General features: G+C 74.6%; 13 protein-coding genes and 1 pseudogene. 5 read left to right on the top strand and 9 right to left on the bottom strand.

From position 1 onward, the window contains the following. Window positions 1-61: 61 nt before the first annotated feature. From HCN56_RS01205 to HCN56_RS01195, 3 genes are all read right to left on the bottom strand, one after another. A complete protein-coding gene (locus tag HCN56_RS01205) occupies window positions 62-1564 on the bottom strand; it encodes an HTTM domain-containing protein (protein WP_167967525.1) in 1503 nt (500 codons plus the stop codon). Then, window positions 1561-2184: a DUF5819 family protein gene (locus tag HCN56_RS01200; RefSeq protein WP_167967524.1), complete on the bottom strand. Its 624-nt coding sequence runs from the start codon at window positions 2182-2184 to the stop codon at window positions 1561-1563. Before HCN56_RS01200 ends, HCN56_RS01205 begins: the two co-directional genes overlap by 4 nt. A gap of 417 nt (window positions 2185-2601) precedes the next feature. Then, on the bottom strand, window positions 2602-3450 hold the full coding sequence (locus HCN56_RS01195; RefSeq protein WP_167967523.1) for a (2Fe-2S)-binding protein: 849 nt from the start codon (window positions 3448-3450) through the stop codon (window positions 2602-2604). A 230-nt stretch (window positions 3451-3680) separates the two neighbouring features. On the opposite strand from HCN56_RS01195, the gene HCN56_RS01190 reads away from it, so the two are divergent. Further along, complete coding sequence (locus HCN56_RS01190; protein ID WP_167967522.1) at window positions 3681-4610, top strand: 3-hydroxyacyl-CoA dehydrogenase family protein; 930 nt, start codon at window positions 3681-3683, stop codon at window positions 4608-4610. A 61-nt stretch (window positions 4611-4671) separates the two neighbouring features. On the opposite strand, the gene HCN56_RS01185 is transcribed toward HCN56_RS01190, so the two are convergent. After that, the gene (locus tag HCN56_RS01185) at window positions 4672-5874 is read right to left on the bottom strand and encodes an MBL fold metallo-hydrolase (RefSeq protein WP_312870989.1); all 1203 of its coding nucleotides are present in this window, start codon (window positions 5872-5874) and stop codon (window positions 4672-4674) included. Between the two features lie 385 nt (window positions 5875-6259). On the opposite strand from HCN56_RS01185, the gene HCN56_RS01180 reads away from it, so the two are divergent. From HCN56_RS01180 to metG, 4 genes are all read left to right on the top strand, one after another. Then, the gene (locus HCN56_RS01180) at window positions 6260-7627 is read left to right on the top strand and encodes a transglycosylase family protein (protein WP_167967521.1); all 1368 of its coding nucleotides are present in this window, start codon (window positions 6260-6262) and stop codon (window positions 7625-7627) included. Between the two features lie 347 nt (window positions 7628-7974). Continuing rightward, window positions 7975-8787 (top strand): SAM-dependent methyltransferase, encoded by an 813-nt coding sequence (locus HCN56_RS01175; protein ID WP_167967520.1) that lies wholly within the window; start codon window positions 7975-7977, stop codon window positions 8785-8787. Beyond that, on the top strand, window positions 8784-10943 hold the full coding sequence (locus HCN56_RS01170) for a putative bifunctional diguanylate cyclase/phosphodiesterase (RefSeq protein WP_376770821.1): 2160 nt from the start codon (window positions 8784-8786) through the stop codon (window positions 10941-10943). Before HCN56_RS01175 ends, HCN56_RS01170 begins: the two co-directional genes overlap by 4 nt. A 332-nt stretch (window positions 10944-11275) precedes the next feature. Then, entirely contained in the window at window positions 11276-12994 is a 1719-nt protein-coding gene (gene metG / locus HCN56_RS01165; RefSeq protein WP_167967519.1) for a methionine--tRNA ligase, read from the top strand. Between the two features lie 105 nt (window positions 12995-13099). On the opposite strand, the gene HCN56_RS01160 is transcribed toward metG, so the two are convergent. From HCN56_RS01160 to HCN56_RS01140, 5 genes and pseudogenes are all read right to left on the bottom strand, one after another. Then, window positions 13100-13672 (bottom strand): GAF domain-containing protein, encoded by a 573-nt coding sequence (locus tag HCN56_RS01160; RefSeq protein WP_167967518.1) that lies wholly within the window; start codon window positions 13670-13672, stop codon window positions 13100-13102. Further along, window positions 13626-14255, bottom strand: coding sequence for a GTP-binding protein (locus HCN56_RS01155; RefSeq protein WP_167967517.1), 630 nt, complete (start codon window positions 14253-14255; stop codon window positions 13626-13628). Before HCN56_RS01155 ends, HCN56_RS01160 begins: the two co-directional genes overlap by 47 nt. Next, window positions 14233-14580: a DUF742 domain-containing protein gene (locus HCN56_RS01150; protein ID WP_167967607.1), complete on the bottom strand. Its 348-nt coding sequence runs from the start codon at window positions 14578-14580 to the stop codon at window positions 14233-14235. The genes HCN56_RS01155 and HCN56_RS01150 overlap by 23 nt, the downstream gene beginning before the upstream one ends. 29 nt (window positions 14581-14609) lie before the next feature. Further along, window positions 14610-15026: a roadblock/LC7 domain-containing protein gene (locus HCN56_RS01145; RefSeq protein WP_167967606.1), complete on the bottom strand. Its 417-nt coding sequence runs from the start codon at window positions 15024-15026 to the stop codon at window positions 14610-14612. Window positions 15027-15135: 109 nt separating this feature from the next. After that, window positions 15136-15440: pseudogene (locus tag HCN56_RS01140) on the bottom strand (ATP-binding protein); the annotation flags it as partial.

The raw sequence follows: 15440 nt of genomic DNA, 5'->3' as shown, positions 1-15440 counted from the left end.
GCACGGTTGTCTTCCCCGGCCGGGCCACCTCTACGGTGCGGCCCCCGGGCAGGCCGCGGGTCTACTCCGGGCCGTCGGGCCGGCGGGGCTCGGGCAGTGCCGCAGCGGCTCCGACGCCGCCCGGTGGCGCGGTCCCGCGCGGTGGGCCGACAGCCTCCGAACCGGCGCCGTCCGAACCCGCGCGGACCGAACCGCCGCTGTCCGGGGCGGCACGGTCGGGCACCGTCGGACCAGGGCCCGCGCTGCCGTCACCACTGTCGCCCCTCGACTCGGCGGGCCACCGTCGCGTGTCACTCCACTGGCGCAGCCGGTGGCGCCCCGACCGCGCGAGGTGTTCCACCCGGAGCAGCCAGACCGTGGGGAGGAAGATCAGGTCCACCGCGATCATCGCCAGGGAGAAGAACGGCAGGCCCATGAGCACGGCGATGCCGAGGTGCTCCGCGACGATGACGCACAGCATGACGTTCTTGACCCGCCGGTTCAGCAGGCAGAACGGGAAGGCGACCTGCACGGCGACGGTGAGGTACGTCAGCAGCAGCACGATGCCGCTGTTGGAGGTGACGAGGTCGGTGAGCGCCGGCCAGGGCTGGAGGAAGCCGATGTGCATCGACCAGTGGACGGCGGTGCCGTCCTGCCAGGTGCTGCCCTGGATCTTGTACCAACCGGCCGCCGCGTAGACGAGGCAGATCTGCGCCATGAGCAGCAGGACACCGGAGTTGTGGAGCAGGTTGCCCACCCGTTCCGCCGTCTCCCGGGTGGCCGGTGAGGCCGCGAGGCGCAGTCGCGCGGCGATGCCGTGCGCGGCCCAGACGCCGGCGAGCAGCACGGTCCACGCGGGGGTGAGGTTGCCGGTGAGTGCCGCCGCGGTCAGCAGTGCGCCGGTGACGATCCAGACGACGGCGGCGCCCCGGTCCTCGGCTGCACCCTTGCGCGCTGCCTCGCTCCACCGCGTGGCGCCGAGCCTCCGCAGGCGGGCGGCGTCCAGCGACCAGACGTGCGCGCAGCGGGTGAGCACGAGGTAGACGGCGGCGATGCGGAGGATGTTCTCGCCCGCGTTGAGCACGAAGTCGTTGCGGTGCTGGAAGGACATGACGGACAGCGCGAGCAGGACGGTGGTGGCGCGGGTGCGCCAGCCGAGCACCACGCAGACGGCGACGCAGATCGCCGCCAGGTAGCAGAGCTCGAACCACCAGGAGCCGTCCACCCAGGTGAGGACGGTGAACCCGCCGCTGTCGGCGACCGTGCGGCGGGCGGCGTCCTGGGTCCAGGGGGCGTCCGGGCCCCAGATCTGGTGGCGGTTGGGCCATTCGCGGAGCAGGATCGCGAGCCAGATCGCGCCGACGGCGATCCGGACGACGGCCGACTGCCGCGTGGCGTGGGGGCGGCGCGAGGCGCGATCGGTCCAGCCGCCCGTGAAGCCGTCGCCCCCCGGCCCGCCGGGCGGCGGGTGCGAGGCGGCGGAGGCGGGCCGCCGGTCCGCCTGCGGGGCGGCGGCATGAGGTGGCACCCCGGCGCCGGCGCCGGCGAGTGTGCGGTCCGGGCCGACCGCCTCGTCGGGGCTCATCGTCCGACCTCCGGTCCCGCGGGCGGCTCAGGGGCCGCGTCGGACGGTGCGGACGTCTCGCCGACGGGCAGCGACCACCAGCCGTGCTCCGTGACCTCGGGCTCGGCGGCGTGCTGCCCCCCGGCCCACCGGGGCGGGGGAATGGGGGTGGTGACGGTGCGGAACTGGACGGACTCGATCTCGCCCTCGGGCAGGTCGAGGCGGTCCAGCGCGATCCGGGCCGTAGCGGTCCGCAGGTCGTCGGCGCGGGCTCCGGTCACCTGGCCGTCCTGGGCGCCCAGTGCTCTGATGTCGCTCCAGAGTTTGCGCAGTTGGTGGCGGCCCCGGCTGGGCAGCGGCCCCGAACTCAGCTCGGCGAGGTCGGGCGCGGAGACGTCGGTCCAGGGCGTGGTGGTCCGCTCCCCGGCTCCGTCGCGGACGGTGGCTCGGGCGTGCAGTGTGACGTCGCTGGTCGGCAGCTCGGGGGCGAACAGGTTCCAGGCCTGCCGGAACTCGGGGTAGAGATAGCCGCGGATGGCCGGCCCGTGCTCCTGGCGCAGCACGTTCTCGGGCGCGACGTGCAGGAAGGTGGCCCCCATGTGGAGGGTCACGCCGAGGGCCATGGCCCCTGCGGCGGCCATGAGGACGATCCGGTGCGGTCGCGGCAGCGCGGGCGGCTGCGCTGCGGTGGGCGCGTGGGGCTCGGCCGCCTGCGGACGGTCGGCGGTGCGGTCCCCTCCCGTGTGTGCGGGACCGGGGCGTGGCTGCTGCCCGCCGGGCCTGCTCCCCGCTGGACTGTCGTCGGTGGGGCGTTCGGCGCGCCCCTCCCCCGGAGGTGTCCCCATGGCCCGCCCCTCCTACCGCGCCGTCACGCCTCACTGGCGTGCGGTGCGCGGTGTCCCTCCCCGGATGTGGTGGCCGCGGGCGGGGCCGGAGCCGGGCGCGCGGGCAGCTGCGACCCTAGCGCAGCGGAGGCGGCCGGCGGCCGTCCGCGTCACGGCGACGGGCTGTTCTGCGCCACGGGGGGGCAGGCCCGGGACGGTCCGGCCGACGCCGCGTCAGTCCGTGCCGGTGCGGGGCGGCCTGTCGAGGACGCAGTCCCCGCAGAGTCCGCCCCCGGGCACCCGGTAGTACAGGCAGCAGCTGCGCCGCCGGAACGCCCCGGAGTCCTCGGTCCACTCGGGACGCGTCCCGGGGTGGTGCAGCAGCGCCGCGGTGAGGGTGGCGGCCCGCTCGGCCGCGCGGGGCGCGCGGGCCCGCCGCGCCCAGTCGAGCAGTTGGCGGCCGGCGCCGGCCAGGGCGGAGGCCGAGTTGCCGCGCAGCAGTGCGGGCGCGATCGGAGTGGTGGCCCGGAGACTGTGCGCCAGGGGTTCCAGGTGCGCGGTGTGGACGGCCCGGTGGACGGCGGCCGCGGTCGCCGGAGGCAGCGCCACCGAGCCGGTCGGGCGCGGCCGATCGGGCCCGTCCGGGTCCGCCGACAAGGGCCCGGGCGCGGGGGCGGCGGGGAGCGGCTCGGTCGTCCAGAGGTCGTCCGGGGTGCTGCCCTCGGGCAGCCAGTACAGCTGTTCCGGCGTCAGCCGGGGCACCGCCCCCAGGACCGACGCCGACGCGAGGGCGACGGACCACAGCCGGGAGGCGAGCCCCTGGTAGGCGAGCGAGGCGGCCACGCGGCGCTGGTCCGTCCCGAGCCGGGAGGCGATGTGGTCGAGGCGGCGTTCCCAGGGCCGGGTGTCCCCGTCGCGCAGGGCGGCGAGCGGTACGGCGCCCGGCGGGGGCGGTGCCGTGCCGAGGGTGAAGAACGGGCCGACGGCGGACAGCCGGTCCCAGCTCGCGGCCGGATCGGGGGCGGCGGCCGGGTCGGCGGTGGGGGCGGCACCGGCGGGTGGGGCGTCGTCCTCGGCTGCCATGGCCGCACTCTACCGGCGCGCTCCGCCCGGCGGCGTGCCGCGAAACCCCGCGCACGACCCGACCGACCATTCGGTTCAGGCGCTACGCTGGGGCGGCCGCGCCGCCCGACCGCCCCGGCGGCACTCCGCAGGGCCACCACCGCGCCGCGGGTCACACCGCGGCGCGCCGTCACCGGCCGGGCACGGTGGCAGCGGCCAGGGAACCGGACGACCGATCAGACGGAGCAGAGATGACGCAGGGACCGCCCCTCTCCCCCGACAGCGACCGCACCGCGGGCACCACCACCGGGGGCCTCCCCCCGCTCCCGACCGCCCCGCCGCTCCTCGCCGCGGTGATCGGTGGGGGCCGCATGGGCGCGGGCATCGCGCAGGCCTTCGCGACCGCGGGCTCCCGGGTCGTCGTCGTGGAGAGCGACGGCGGCCGGGCCGCGGCGGCCGTGCAGTCGATCGGCGAGAGCCTGCACAGGGCGCACGCTCGCGGCCACCTCACCGAGGCGCCCGCGGGCGTGGCCGACCGGGTCTCGGCCGCCGTCTCGCTGGACGGCCTTCCGGCGGAGACGGAGCTGGTGGTGGAGGCGGTGCCGGAGGACGCGGCGCTCAAGGCCCGGTTGCTCGCCGCGGCGGAACAGGCGGTGGGCCCGGCCGCGGTGCTCGCCTCCAACACGAGTTCGCTGTCGTTGACCGAGCTGGCCACGGTGCTCCAGCGGCCCGAGCGCTTCCTCGGCATGCACTTCTTCAACCCGGTGCCTGCCTCGGCACTGGTGGAGCTGGTCACCACCGGGGCCACCGACCCCCAGGTGGTGCGGGCGGCCCTCGCCTGGACCGCGGCGCTGGGCAAGGAGGACGTCGTCGTCCGGGACTCCCCCGGCTTCGCCTCCAGCCGCCTCGGTGTGGCGCTGGGGCTGGAGGCGATCCGGATGGTGGAGGAGGGCGTGGCGGACCCCGAGGCCATCGACCGGGCGATGACGCTCGGCTACCGGCACCCGATGGGGCCGCTGCGTCTCACCGACCTCGTGGGGCTGGACGTGCGGCTGGCCATCGCCGACCACCTCCACGCCACGCTCGGCGAGCGGTTCGCCCCGCCCCGGCTGCTCCGCGAGAAGGTGGCCCGGGGCGAGTTGGGCCGCAAGAGCGGCCAGGGGTTCCACCGCTGGGAGTGAGCCGCGCGGGTGCGGCGTCCGGCTGCCGGGCGCCGCCCCCGCGACAGACCGCGACGGGGCGTCAGCCGGCCGGGGCGGTGCCGGTCGTCTCGCCGTGGGTGCTGGACGGCGTCCGGCCTGCGGTGTCGGCACCGGCGGCGCCCGCCCCGGGCGCCGGCCCGCCGACGGCGTGCGGCCGCCACCAGGGCGCGGTCGGCAGCTCGGCGGCAGGTTCGAACGATCCGCCGGGCACCGGCACGGCGTAGCGGACACCGGCCGCCTCGGCGGCGGCGACCGTCCGCTCCACGGGCTCGTCCCAGGAGTGCAGAGCCAGGTTGAAGGTTCCCCAGTGGATGGGGAGGAGGACCCCGCCGTCGAGGTCGCGGTGGGCCTGCAGGCCCTCCTCGGGTGTCATGTGGACGTCGGGCCAGTAGTCGCTGTAGGCGCCGATCTGCATCATGGTGGCGTCGAACGGGCCGTGCTCCTCGCCGATGCGGGCGAAGCCGGGGAAGTAGCCGGTGTCACCGCTGTGGAAGACGCGGTGCTCCGGGCCCGCCACCGCCCAGGACGCCCACAGGGTCAGCGCCCGGCGGCGCAGGCCGCGGCCGCAGAAGTGCTGGCCCGGCGTGGCGGTGAGCGTCAGTTCGCCGACGGCGGTGGACTCGTTCCAGTCCAGTTCGGTGATCTGCTCCGCCGGAACGCCCCAGTGCTCCAGGTGCGCGCCGACACCCAGCGGCACGGCGAACCGGGTGCCGCTCGCGGCCAGGGCGCGCACGGTGGGCATGTCGAGGTGGTCGTAGTGGTCGTGGGAGATGACCACGACGTCGACGGCGCCGAGGTCGGCGAGGTCCACCGGCACGGCGTGGACGCGCGCCGGCCCGGCGAAGGAGAACGGCGAGCAGCGGCGCCCCCAGACGGGGTCGAAGAGCACCCGGTGGCCGTCGATCTCCACGAGGACGGTGGCGTGGCCGAGCCAGGTGAGCCGCAGACCGCCGGCGGGCGGCACAGCGGGCAGCGAGCGGTCCAGCGGCAGCCGCCCCGCGGGGCGTCGCCGGCGGCGGTCCTCGCGGCGCAGCATGGCGCGCACCAGCGAGGGGGTCCCGTCACCGCTCGGGGTGGTGGAGATCGTCCGCTCGTTGTGGAACCCGCCCTCGCGGAAGTGGGGTGAGCGCCGCAGCCGCTCCAGGCGCTCCCCCGCGGGCTCGGCCCCGAAGGAGGCCGGGCGCAGTGCCAGGGCGGCGGACCGCAGCCGGGCGAGGGGGGTGGTCCTGGTGGCGGTGGTCACGGTGTCTCCCGGGGCAGGACGGCGAGCAGGTCAAGTATGACGGTGCGGCCGGTGGCGGGCCACCGCTGACGGGCGGCCCTGGGACGGGGCGGTCGGGGGCTCCGGCCCGGTGCCGGGGCCCGTGGTCGCCTACCCGCTGCGGCCCCGGACCCACCGCCCGGTTCCGGACGTACCCGGGAGGGCGAAGCGGGTCCCGGCGGAGCGGCGGGAGAGGTGTCGGTCGGTGCTGCCAGGGCACTTCCGGCCGGGCGCGGCACGGTCGGCGGCGGGCCCTGGCCGGATACCGCCCGGCGCTCCGGGCATTATTCCGGACTTACGGACAACTCGCTTCATCGGGCCATATGCTGAGGGCGCCACAGGGACGTCCCATGCCCCGGAGGACTCGATGACTGCACGCGGACGCCACCGCCGCTACCGCCCCGGCCCCGTTTCCCGGGCCTCTCTGACGGTGACGGCCGGTGGCGCCGGCCTCGCCCTCCCCCTGCTCAGCGCGGCCACGGCCGGCGCGGCGTCCTCGGCCACCTGGGACAAGGTCGCCGAGTGCGAGTCGAGCGAGGACTGGGCGATCAACAGCGGGAACGGCCACTTCGGTGGTCTCCAGTTCCGGCAGAGCACCTGGGAGCAGTTCGGAGGGACGGCCTACGCCGCCCGCGCCGACCTGGCCACCCGCGAGGAGCAGATCGCCGTCGCGGAGAAGGTCCTCGACGGGCAGGGACCGCAGGCATGGCCCACCTGCTCCGAGCGGGCGGGGCTGGCTGCCGATGCTACGGGGGCCGCCCCGCGGCCGGAGCCGGCGCCCGCACCGCAGTCGACCGCGACCGGCGTGCAGGAGCGTGGCGGATCGGCTGCCCGGGGCCAGGGGGCGGCGGCCGCGCTGCACGAGGTCGAGGCGGGTGACAACCTCTCGGAGATCGCCGACACCCATCGCGTTCCCGGTGGCTGGCAGTCGCTGTACGAATTGAACCGTTCGGTCATCGGGAAGAACCCGGACCTGATCCACCCGGGCCAGCGGCTGTCCCTCGCGAATGCCTCGGCCCCGGCCCCTTCGAAGGACGTCGCCGAGCCGGTTCCGACGGAGCGGCAACGCAGCGCGGGCTCGGTGGCCGCCGCAGGCGACAGCGCTGCCGCGGAGGAGCGGGCGGCCGCGCAGGAGAAGGCCGCGGCCGAACAGGCGGAGCGCGAGCGGGCGGAGCAGCGCGAGGCCGAGAAGAAGGCCGCAGCAGAGAAGGCCGCCGCGGACAAGGCTGCCGCGGAGAAGGCGGCAGCCGAAAAGGCCGCAGCAGAGAAGGCGGCGGCGGAGAAGGCCGCCGCGGAGAAGGCGTCCCGGGACGCGGAACGCGCGTCGACCGCGGCCTACACCTCCCCCGTCGCCGGGGGCACGGGCACCTCCTACCGTGCCACCGGCAGTTCGTGGTCCCAGGGCTACCACACCGGGGTGGACTTCCCGGTGGGCATGGGCACCTCGGTGCGGTCGGTGACCAACGGCACAGTGGTCTCCGCCGGTTGGGCCGGTTCCTTCGGCTACGAGGTGATCGTCCGGCACAACGACGGCAGGTTCAGCCAGTACGCGCACCTCTCCGCGATCTCGGTCTCCGCGGGCCAGAAGGTGACCACCGGCCAGCAGGTCGGGCGTGTGGGGTCGACGGGCAACTCCTCCGGCCCGCACCTGCACTTCGAGATCAGGACGGGCCAGGGCTTCGGCAGCGACATCGACCCTGTCGGCTACCTGCGCGGCAACGGCGTGCCGCTCTGAGGGGGAGGACACCCCCGCTGCGCGAGCCGTAGGCGCCCCCTGCCCGCGGCCCGGCCGGCCGAGCCGCGGGCAGGGCGGAGCGGCTGACGCGGTGCTCCCGCTCGCGGTGGCGTGCCGCCCGCCCCAGCCGTGTCCACCGCGAGCTGACGACGGCACGGCTGACAACGGCACGGTTGCCGTCGGCGCGCCCCGGCGAAGCGGAGCCCGGGGGCGCGCTCCCGGCGTCCGCGCGATGCCCGGAACACGGCTGTCACGCGCCTCCGGTCGGCCACTTCCTTCCCACCGCTCCCGTATGGTCAGTACGCTCTGGCAAGCGCCGCCAATTCACTGATGATCAGGAGCTGTTGATGGAGCGACCCGTGTGGGCACCCCAGGGTGTCGACCTGTCGGTGCCGAGTGTCTCCCGCATGTACGACTACTACCTCGGGGGCTCCCACAACTTCGAGGTGGACCGGGCGGCTGCCCGCCGGGCGGTCGACGCGTTCCCGGGTCTGCCGAAGATCATGCAGGCCAACCGGGCGTTCATGCGCCGCACGGTGCGGTTCGCCGTCTCCGAGGGCATCACCCAGTTCCTCGACATCGGGTCGGGGATACCCACCTTCGGCAACGTCCACGAGGTGGCGCAGGCCGCCAGCGACGAGGCCCGGGTGGTCTACGTCGACAACGACCCCGTCGCGGTCGCACACAGCCAGGCCGTCCTCGACGGCGACGAGCGGACGGGCGTCGTGGCCGCGGACTTCCGCTCCCCGCGAGCGGTCCTGGACAGCCCGGAGGCCCGGCGGCTGCTGGACTTCGACCGGCCCGTCGCGCTCATGCTGGTGGCGCTGCTGCACTTCATCGAGGAGTCCGACAAGCCGGCGCAGCTGATCGCCGAGTACCGGGACCGGCTCGCGCCCGGCAGCATGCTGATCCTCAGCCACGCCTCCACCGACGGCGGCCCGCGCACCTCCGAGCAGGGCGACGCCGTGACCGACGTCTACCGCAAGAGCGGGTCGACCTTCGTGATGCGGGGCCGCGCCGAGATCGAGGCTCTCTTCGACGGGTTCGAGCTGGTGGAGCCCGGGGTGGTCCTGCTGCCGAACTGGCGCCCGGACACCCCGGTCGACAAGGAGGACCCGGCGGCGTTCACCGGGCTCGCTGGGGCAGGGCGCAAGGCGTGAACCCCCCGCAGGAGGAGCCTCCGGCAGCCGGCGGGGACACCGGCCGCCGCGGTGACGGGCCGCGGCGGTTCGCCCGCATCTGGTGCCGCGCCGTCTATCCGGAGACCGCGACCTCCATGACGCGCGACGAGTTCGAGGCCCACCTGGTGAGCCTGACCGAACAACTGACGGACGCACTGCACGCCCGGCACTTCTCCCCCGAGGCGGGCCGGCACGTGGGCGAGGCACTGGTGGACGCCCACTGCACGACCGCCGAGGCGCTGCCGCGCATCCTGGGGATCATCGACGCCTACCTGCCGCTGTACTGCGGCGCGGGCAGCGGTCTGGACGCCGAGGAGATCCGGGTGCGCTGCGGCCGGCTCCAGCACGCCATGGCGTCCGGCTACGCCGCCTCGTTGCAGCAGCGAACCCGCAGCGAGCAGGAGGCGCTCTCCCGGGCGACGCTGTCCGCGCAGGCGGCAGTGGCGCGGGCGCTGCACGAGAGCGAGACGCGGTTCCGCGCGGTGTTCGAGGACGCGGCGGTCGGCATCGGCATCGCCGACATGGACGGCCACATCATGGACACCAACCGGGCCATGAACCGGATGCTGGGCATCGCGGAGCACCAGGTGCGGGCGAGCAACATCGCGGACTGGACCCACCCGGACGACGGTCCGGAGGTGTGGCGCATGCAGGCGGAGCTGCGGCGCGGCGAGCGGGACCACTACCAGGTGGAGAAGCCGTACCAGCGCCTGGACGGCACCTCGCTGTGGACCAACCTGACGGTCTCGCTGCTGCGGGACGCGGACTCGCGGCCGCAGTACATGCTGGCCATGGTGGAGGACATCACGGAGCGGCGGCTCCTCAACCTGCGGCTGCGCTACCAGGCGACGCACGACGCGCTCACGGAGCTGCCGAACCGGGCGATGTTCTTCGAGCGGCTGGAGCAGGCGGTCGCGCCCTCCCCCGGCAGGCGCAGGGTGGGGCTGTGCTACCTCGACCTCGACGGATTCAAGGCGGTCAACGACAGCCTCGGGCACGCGGTCGGGGACCGGCTGCTCATCGCCGTGGGTGAGCGGCTCAGCATGTGCGCCGCCGAGCCGGGTCAGCTGATCGCGCGCATCGGCGGCGACGAGTTCGTCGCGCTCTACGTGGACCCGCCGTCGAGGAAGGCGGTGACCGACCTCGCGCAGGCGCTGCTGGACGAACTGGCGACCCCGGTGGAGGTCGACGGCCGCGAGCTGATGGTCCGCGCGAGCATCGGCGTGGTGGAGGGCCCCACCGCGGAGCTGAACGCCAACGAGATCCTGCGCAGCGCCGACATCACGATGTACCGGGCCAAGGCGGACGGGGGGAACCGGTACGCGCTGGCCGACCCGGACTCCGACGCCCGGGCGATCAGCCGGCACCACCTGACGCACCACCTGCCGGCGGCGCTGAAGGGCTCGGAGTTCTTCATCGAGTACCAGCCGCTGATCCGGATGGAGGACGGCTCGCTGGAGGGGGCCGAGGCGCTGGTGCGGTGGAGCCACCCCCGCCACGGGGTGCTGGGGCCGGACCGGTTCATCCCGCTCGCGGAGCACACCGGGCTGATCGTGCCGCTCGGCAGGTGGGTGCTGCGGGAGTCGGTGCGGCAGGCCTGCGAGTGGCAGGTGCAGGGCATCGGCGGGTCGCGGCCGCTGCGGTTGAACGTCAACCTCTCGCCCCGGCAGCTCAACCATCCGGACCTGGTGGACGAGACCGTCGCGGTGCTCGACGAGTTCGGGCTGCCGCCGGGGTCGCTCTGCCTGGAGATCACGGAGTCGGCGATGGTGCGGGCCGACGACCACGAGCTGAAGCCGCTGCGGCAGCTCGCCGACCTCGGCGTGGGCATCGCCCTGGACGACTTCGGCACCGGCTACTCCAACCTGGCCAGCCTGCGACGGCTGCCGGTGAGCACCCTCAAGCTGGACCGATCGTTCAGCGAGGGGCTCCAGCAGCACCCGGCCGACCCGGTCGACATGAAGATCGTCGAGGGGATCGTGTCGCTGGCGCACGCCCTGGAGCTGTCGGTCACGGTGGAGGGCGTGGAGACCTGCAACCAGGCGGAGCGGCTGCGCGAGCTCGGCTGCGACTCGGCGCAGGGCTGGTACTACGCACGTCCCGGACCGCCGGAGCGGCTGCCGGAGGCCGTCTGAGGGCAGGGGCGGGTGCCCCGGCCGCGAACCGACCGTGACCCGGTCGCGGCGGTCGGTGCCGCCGCGTCGCGCCGCCACGAACCGACCGTGACCCGGTCGCGGCGGTCGGTGCCGCCGCGTCGCGCCGCCCGCCCGTCGTCCCGCCCACCCTGCGGATGACGGCGGTGGGCGCCGCCCTCGGATCGTTAGGATGAGGGCGGCGCCGCACCGTCCCGGGAGCCCGGCCGCCCCGCACCCTGCGCGCACCGGCCCGCTCGGCGCGGACGTCACCGCCCGGTACCCCGCGCGCGGGCCCGATCCGTACGCAACTCGAACATTTGGAGCATCCGAGGATGACCCGACACCTCATCACCAGTGCCCTGCCGTACATCAACGGGATCAAGCACCTGGGGAACATGGTCGGCTCGATGCTCCCGGCGGACGTGTACGCCCGCTACCTGCGGCAGCGCGGCCACGAGACGCTCTACATCTGCGCCACCGACGAGCACGGCACCCCCGCCGAGCTGGCCGCCAACGCCGCCGGGCTGCCCGTCGACACGTTCTGCGCCGGCCAGCACGACGCGCAGAAGGCCATCTACGAGGGGTTCGGGCTCCGGTTCGACCACTTCGGCCGGTCGTCCTCCGAACAGAACGTCGAGATCACGCAGCGCATCGCGCGGTCGCTCCACGCCAACGGCTTCATCGAGGAGCGCCCGGTCCGGCAGGTGTACTCGCCCGCCGACGGCCGGTTCCTGCCGGACCGCTACATCGAGGGCACCTGCCCGCACTGCGGCTACGACAAGGCCCGCGGGGACCAGTGCGAGAACTGCACCCGGGTGCTGGACCCGACCGACCTGGTGGAGCCGCGGTCCGCGATCAGCGGCAGCAGCGACCTGGAGGTGCGGGAGACCAAGCACCTCTTCCTGCTGCAGTCGGCCCTCGCCGGCGAGGTGGAGCGCTGGATCGACGAGGTCGGCGAGAGCTGGCCGACCCTCTCCTCCTCCATCGCGCGGAAGTGGCTGACGGAGGGACTGCAGGACCGGTCGATCACGCGCGACCTGGACTGGGGCGTCCCGGTGCCGGCCGACACCTGGCCGGAGCTCGCCGCCGAGGGCAAGGTCTTCTACGTCTGGTTCGACGCGCCGATCGAGTACATCGCCGCCACCAAGGAGTGGGCGGACCAGGCGCCGCAGGACCGCGACTGGCAGTCGTGGTGGTACGGCGACGCCGCCGCGGACGTGCGCTACACCGAGTTCATGGCCAAGGACAACGTGCCGTTCCACACGGTGATGTTCCCGGCGACCCAGCTGGGCACGCGGGAGCCGTGGAAGAAGGTCGACCAGGTCAAGGCGTTCAACTGGCTCACCTACTACGGCGGCAAGTTCTCCACCTCGCAGCGCCGGGGCGTCTTCACCGACGCCGCGCTGGAGATCCTGCCGGCCGACTACTGGCGCTACTTCCTGATGGCCCAGGCGCCGGAGTCGGACGACACCAGCTTCACCTGGGAGGTGTTCGCGGGGACCGTCAACAAGGACCTGGCGGACATCCTCGGCAACTTCGTCAACCGGGTCCTCTCCTTCTCCCGCAAGCGGTTCGGCGACGAGGTCCCGGCCGGCGCCGCCGCGGGCGAGGCGGAGGCCAAGCTGGGCGAGGAGATCGCCGGGCTGCTGGCCGAGTACGAGGAGCACATGGAGGCGCTGCGGTTCCGCAAGGCGGCGCAGGCGCTGCGGGCGCTGTGGAGCGCGGGCAACTCCTACCTGGAGGAGAAGGCTCCCTGGCTGGAGATCAAGACCGACCAGGACGCGGCGGCGCTGACGCTGCGGACCGCGATGAACCTGATCCACCTGTACTCCGTGGTATCGGAGCCGTTCGTGCCCGCCTCCGCCCGCGCCATGCGACAGGCGTTCGACCTCCCCGGCGACAGCGCCTCGTGGGTCTCGCCGGAGCAGGCGCGGGCGCTGGACTCGGTCCCGGCCGGTACCCCGTTCACGGTGCCCCCGGTGCTGTTCGCGAAGATCACCGAGGACGACCTCGACGCCTTCAAGGAGCGGTTCGGCGCCGGCGACGAGTAAGCGGCCGCCGGCGACCTCCGGGTCGTGACGCGACGACGGCCGGCCCGCGGTGGGGACACCGCGGGCCGCCCGTCCGGCTCTCCGCCGGGGACAGCGGGCGCCGCGTCAGCGCCGCCCGCCGGTGAGCTCCGCGGTCAGCTCCCCCGCGAATCCCTTGATCGTCTCCAGTCCGTCCCTGCCCCAGGGGCGCGGCCGGGTGTCGGCCACGCACACCGTGCCCAGCGCCGGCCCCGCCGCCTCCAGCAGCGGGGCGCCCAGGTAGGCGCGGATGCCCATCTCCTCGACCACCGGGTTCCCCGCGAACCGCGGGTAGTCCAGGACGTCCTCCAGCACCAGGGCGGCGCGTCGGACGACGACGTGCGGGCAGTACCCGTGGCCGCGCGGCATGGTCCGGACGGCGGCGTCCCGGGCGGCCGGCGCGGCAGCGGCGCCCGGCGCCCCCTCCCGGGGCCGGTGGAGGCCGGCGAAGAACTGCTGCCGCTCGTCGATGAAGTTGACCATCGCGTACGGGGCCGCCAGCGCGGTCGCCATGCGCCGGGCGAACCCGTCGAAGGCGTCGAGCGGGCCCCGCGTCCCGGGGCCGAGACCGAGCTCCGCGAGGCGGCCGACCCGCGCCGCCGCGTGCGGGTCCTCAGGGGTGAGCAGCAGACGGCTCGTGGGGTCGTACCGTCTCGTCATGGTCACTCCTTGTTTCGATCAGGTGCTTGACGAGGGTGACGAGAACCGAGGTGCCGGACGAGGAGAGCCGCGCGTCGCAGTTGATGACCGGCACGGTGGGCGAGAGGTCGAGCGCCGTCCGGATCTCCTCGGCGCTGTAGCGGTGGCCCTGGTCGAACTCGTTGATGGCCACGACGAAACCGAGGTCGCGCCGCTCGAAGAAGTCGACGGCCGGGAAGCAGTCGGCGAGTCTGCGGGTGTCGGCGACGACGACGGCGCCCAGCGCCCCGGCGCAGAGTTCGTCCCACATGAACCAGAACCGCTCCTGGCCCGGCGTGCCGAACAGGTAGAGCACATGGCGGTCGTTGAGGGTGATGCGGCCGAAGTCCATGGCCACGGTGGTGGTGTGCTTGTCCTCCACCCCCTCCAGGCTGTCGGTGCCGGCGCTCACCTGGGTCAGCAGCTCCTCCGTGGAGAGCGGCTCGATCTCACTGACGGCGCCGACCAGGGTCGTCTTGCCGGCGCCGAAGCCGCCGGCCACCAGGATCTTGAGCGGTGTGGGAAAGGGGCGCGGTGGGGCGTCAGAGCCGCGTACGGAGTCCATGCAGGACCGCCTCCAGCAGATGTCGGTCGGGGTCGACGTCGGGGTCGGGCGGTGCGGACACGGTGACCGCACCGCAATCGACCAGGTCGGACAGGAGCACCTTGGTCACCGTCGCGGGCAGCCGCACGTGGGCGGCGATCTCGGCGACCGGGGTCGCGTCCCGGCACAGCAGCAGCACCTGGCTGTGGTCGGGGTCGAGGTAGCCGTGGGTGCCGCGGCCGGTGGCGCGCACCAGGGTGAGCAGGTCGAAGTCGGAGGTCGGCCTGGTCCGGCCGCCGCAGACGGTGTACGGGCGGATCAGCCGGCCGGCCTCGTCGTCGAGCAGCACCGGTTCCGGCGCGCGCGCCGCCGCCCTCACTGCCCGGCCGACCGGCGGTCCGGGGTCATCAGCGACGGGCGGGCGCTCTTGACGAGCATCGCCATCTCGTAGCCGAGGACCGCCGCGTCGGCCTCGCGGCCCGCCAGGACCGCGAGCACCGCGCCGTGGCCCGCGGTGGCGACGAACAGGAGGGTGGAGTCGAGTTCGACCACGACCTGCCGGACCTCACCGCCGTCGCCGAAGCGCACCCCGGCGCTGCGAGCGAGCGAGTACAGGCCGGAGGCGAGCGCGGCCAGGTGGTCCGCGGCGTCGCTGTCCAGTCCGTCGGCGGCCTTCACCAGACCGTCGCTGGAGAGCAGAACCGCGCTGTCGGCGTGGGGGACCCGCTGCAGCAGGCCGGTCAGCAGCCAGGAGAGGTCCGCTGGCCGGCCGTTGGGGCCGTCGGTCACCATCGTCGCCACTGTCTCCTTCGTCTCCTCGTGTGGGCTGGTCGTCGGTCCGGGTGGCAGGGGCCGCGAGCGCGGCGGTCGGTACCCGGTGCGGGGGTGGGGGTTCGGGTGCTCACGCGTCGGGTTCGGCGAGGCTGATGCCCCGGCGGAAGGCCGCCATCAGCCCCGGGTCGTGCACCGCGATCTCGCCGCCGCTGGTGAAGGCGGGGGGATCGGTGCGCAGTTCGGGGACGAGGTGCTGCTGGGCGCTGCGCCGCGGAAGGTCGGGGCGGTCGGGAACCGCGGAGGTGCGGTGGCTGCCCAGCCCGACGGCCGTGCCACCGGCACCCGGGAGCGGCGTGGGTGCGCTGAGCCGGCCGGTGACGGGCGGCGGGGGCGCGGGCGCCGACCCCGGCCGGTGCAGGGCCGGTTCCGGCG

The sequence above is a fragment of the Streptomyces lonarensis genome (assembly GCF_012033735.1).
GTDB classification, from domain to species: domain Bacteria; phylum Actinomycetota; class Actinomycetes; order Streptomycetales; family Streptomycetaceae; genus Streptomyces; species Streptomyces lonarensis.
Note: the sequence above shows the minus strand (reverse complement) of the source record. Positions and strands in the feature narration are given on the sequence as shown.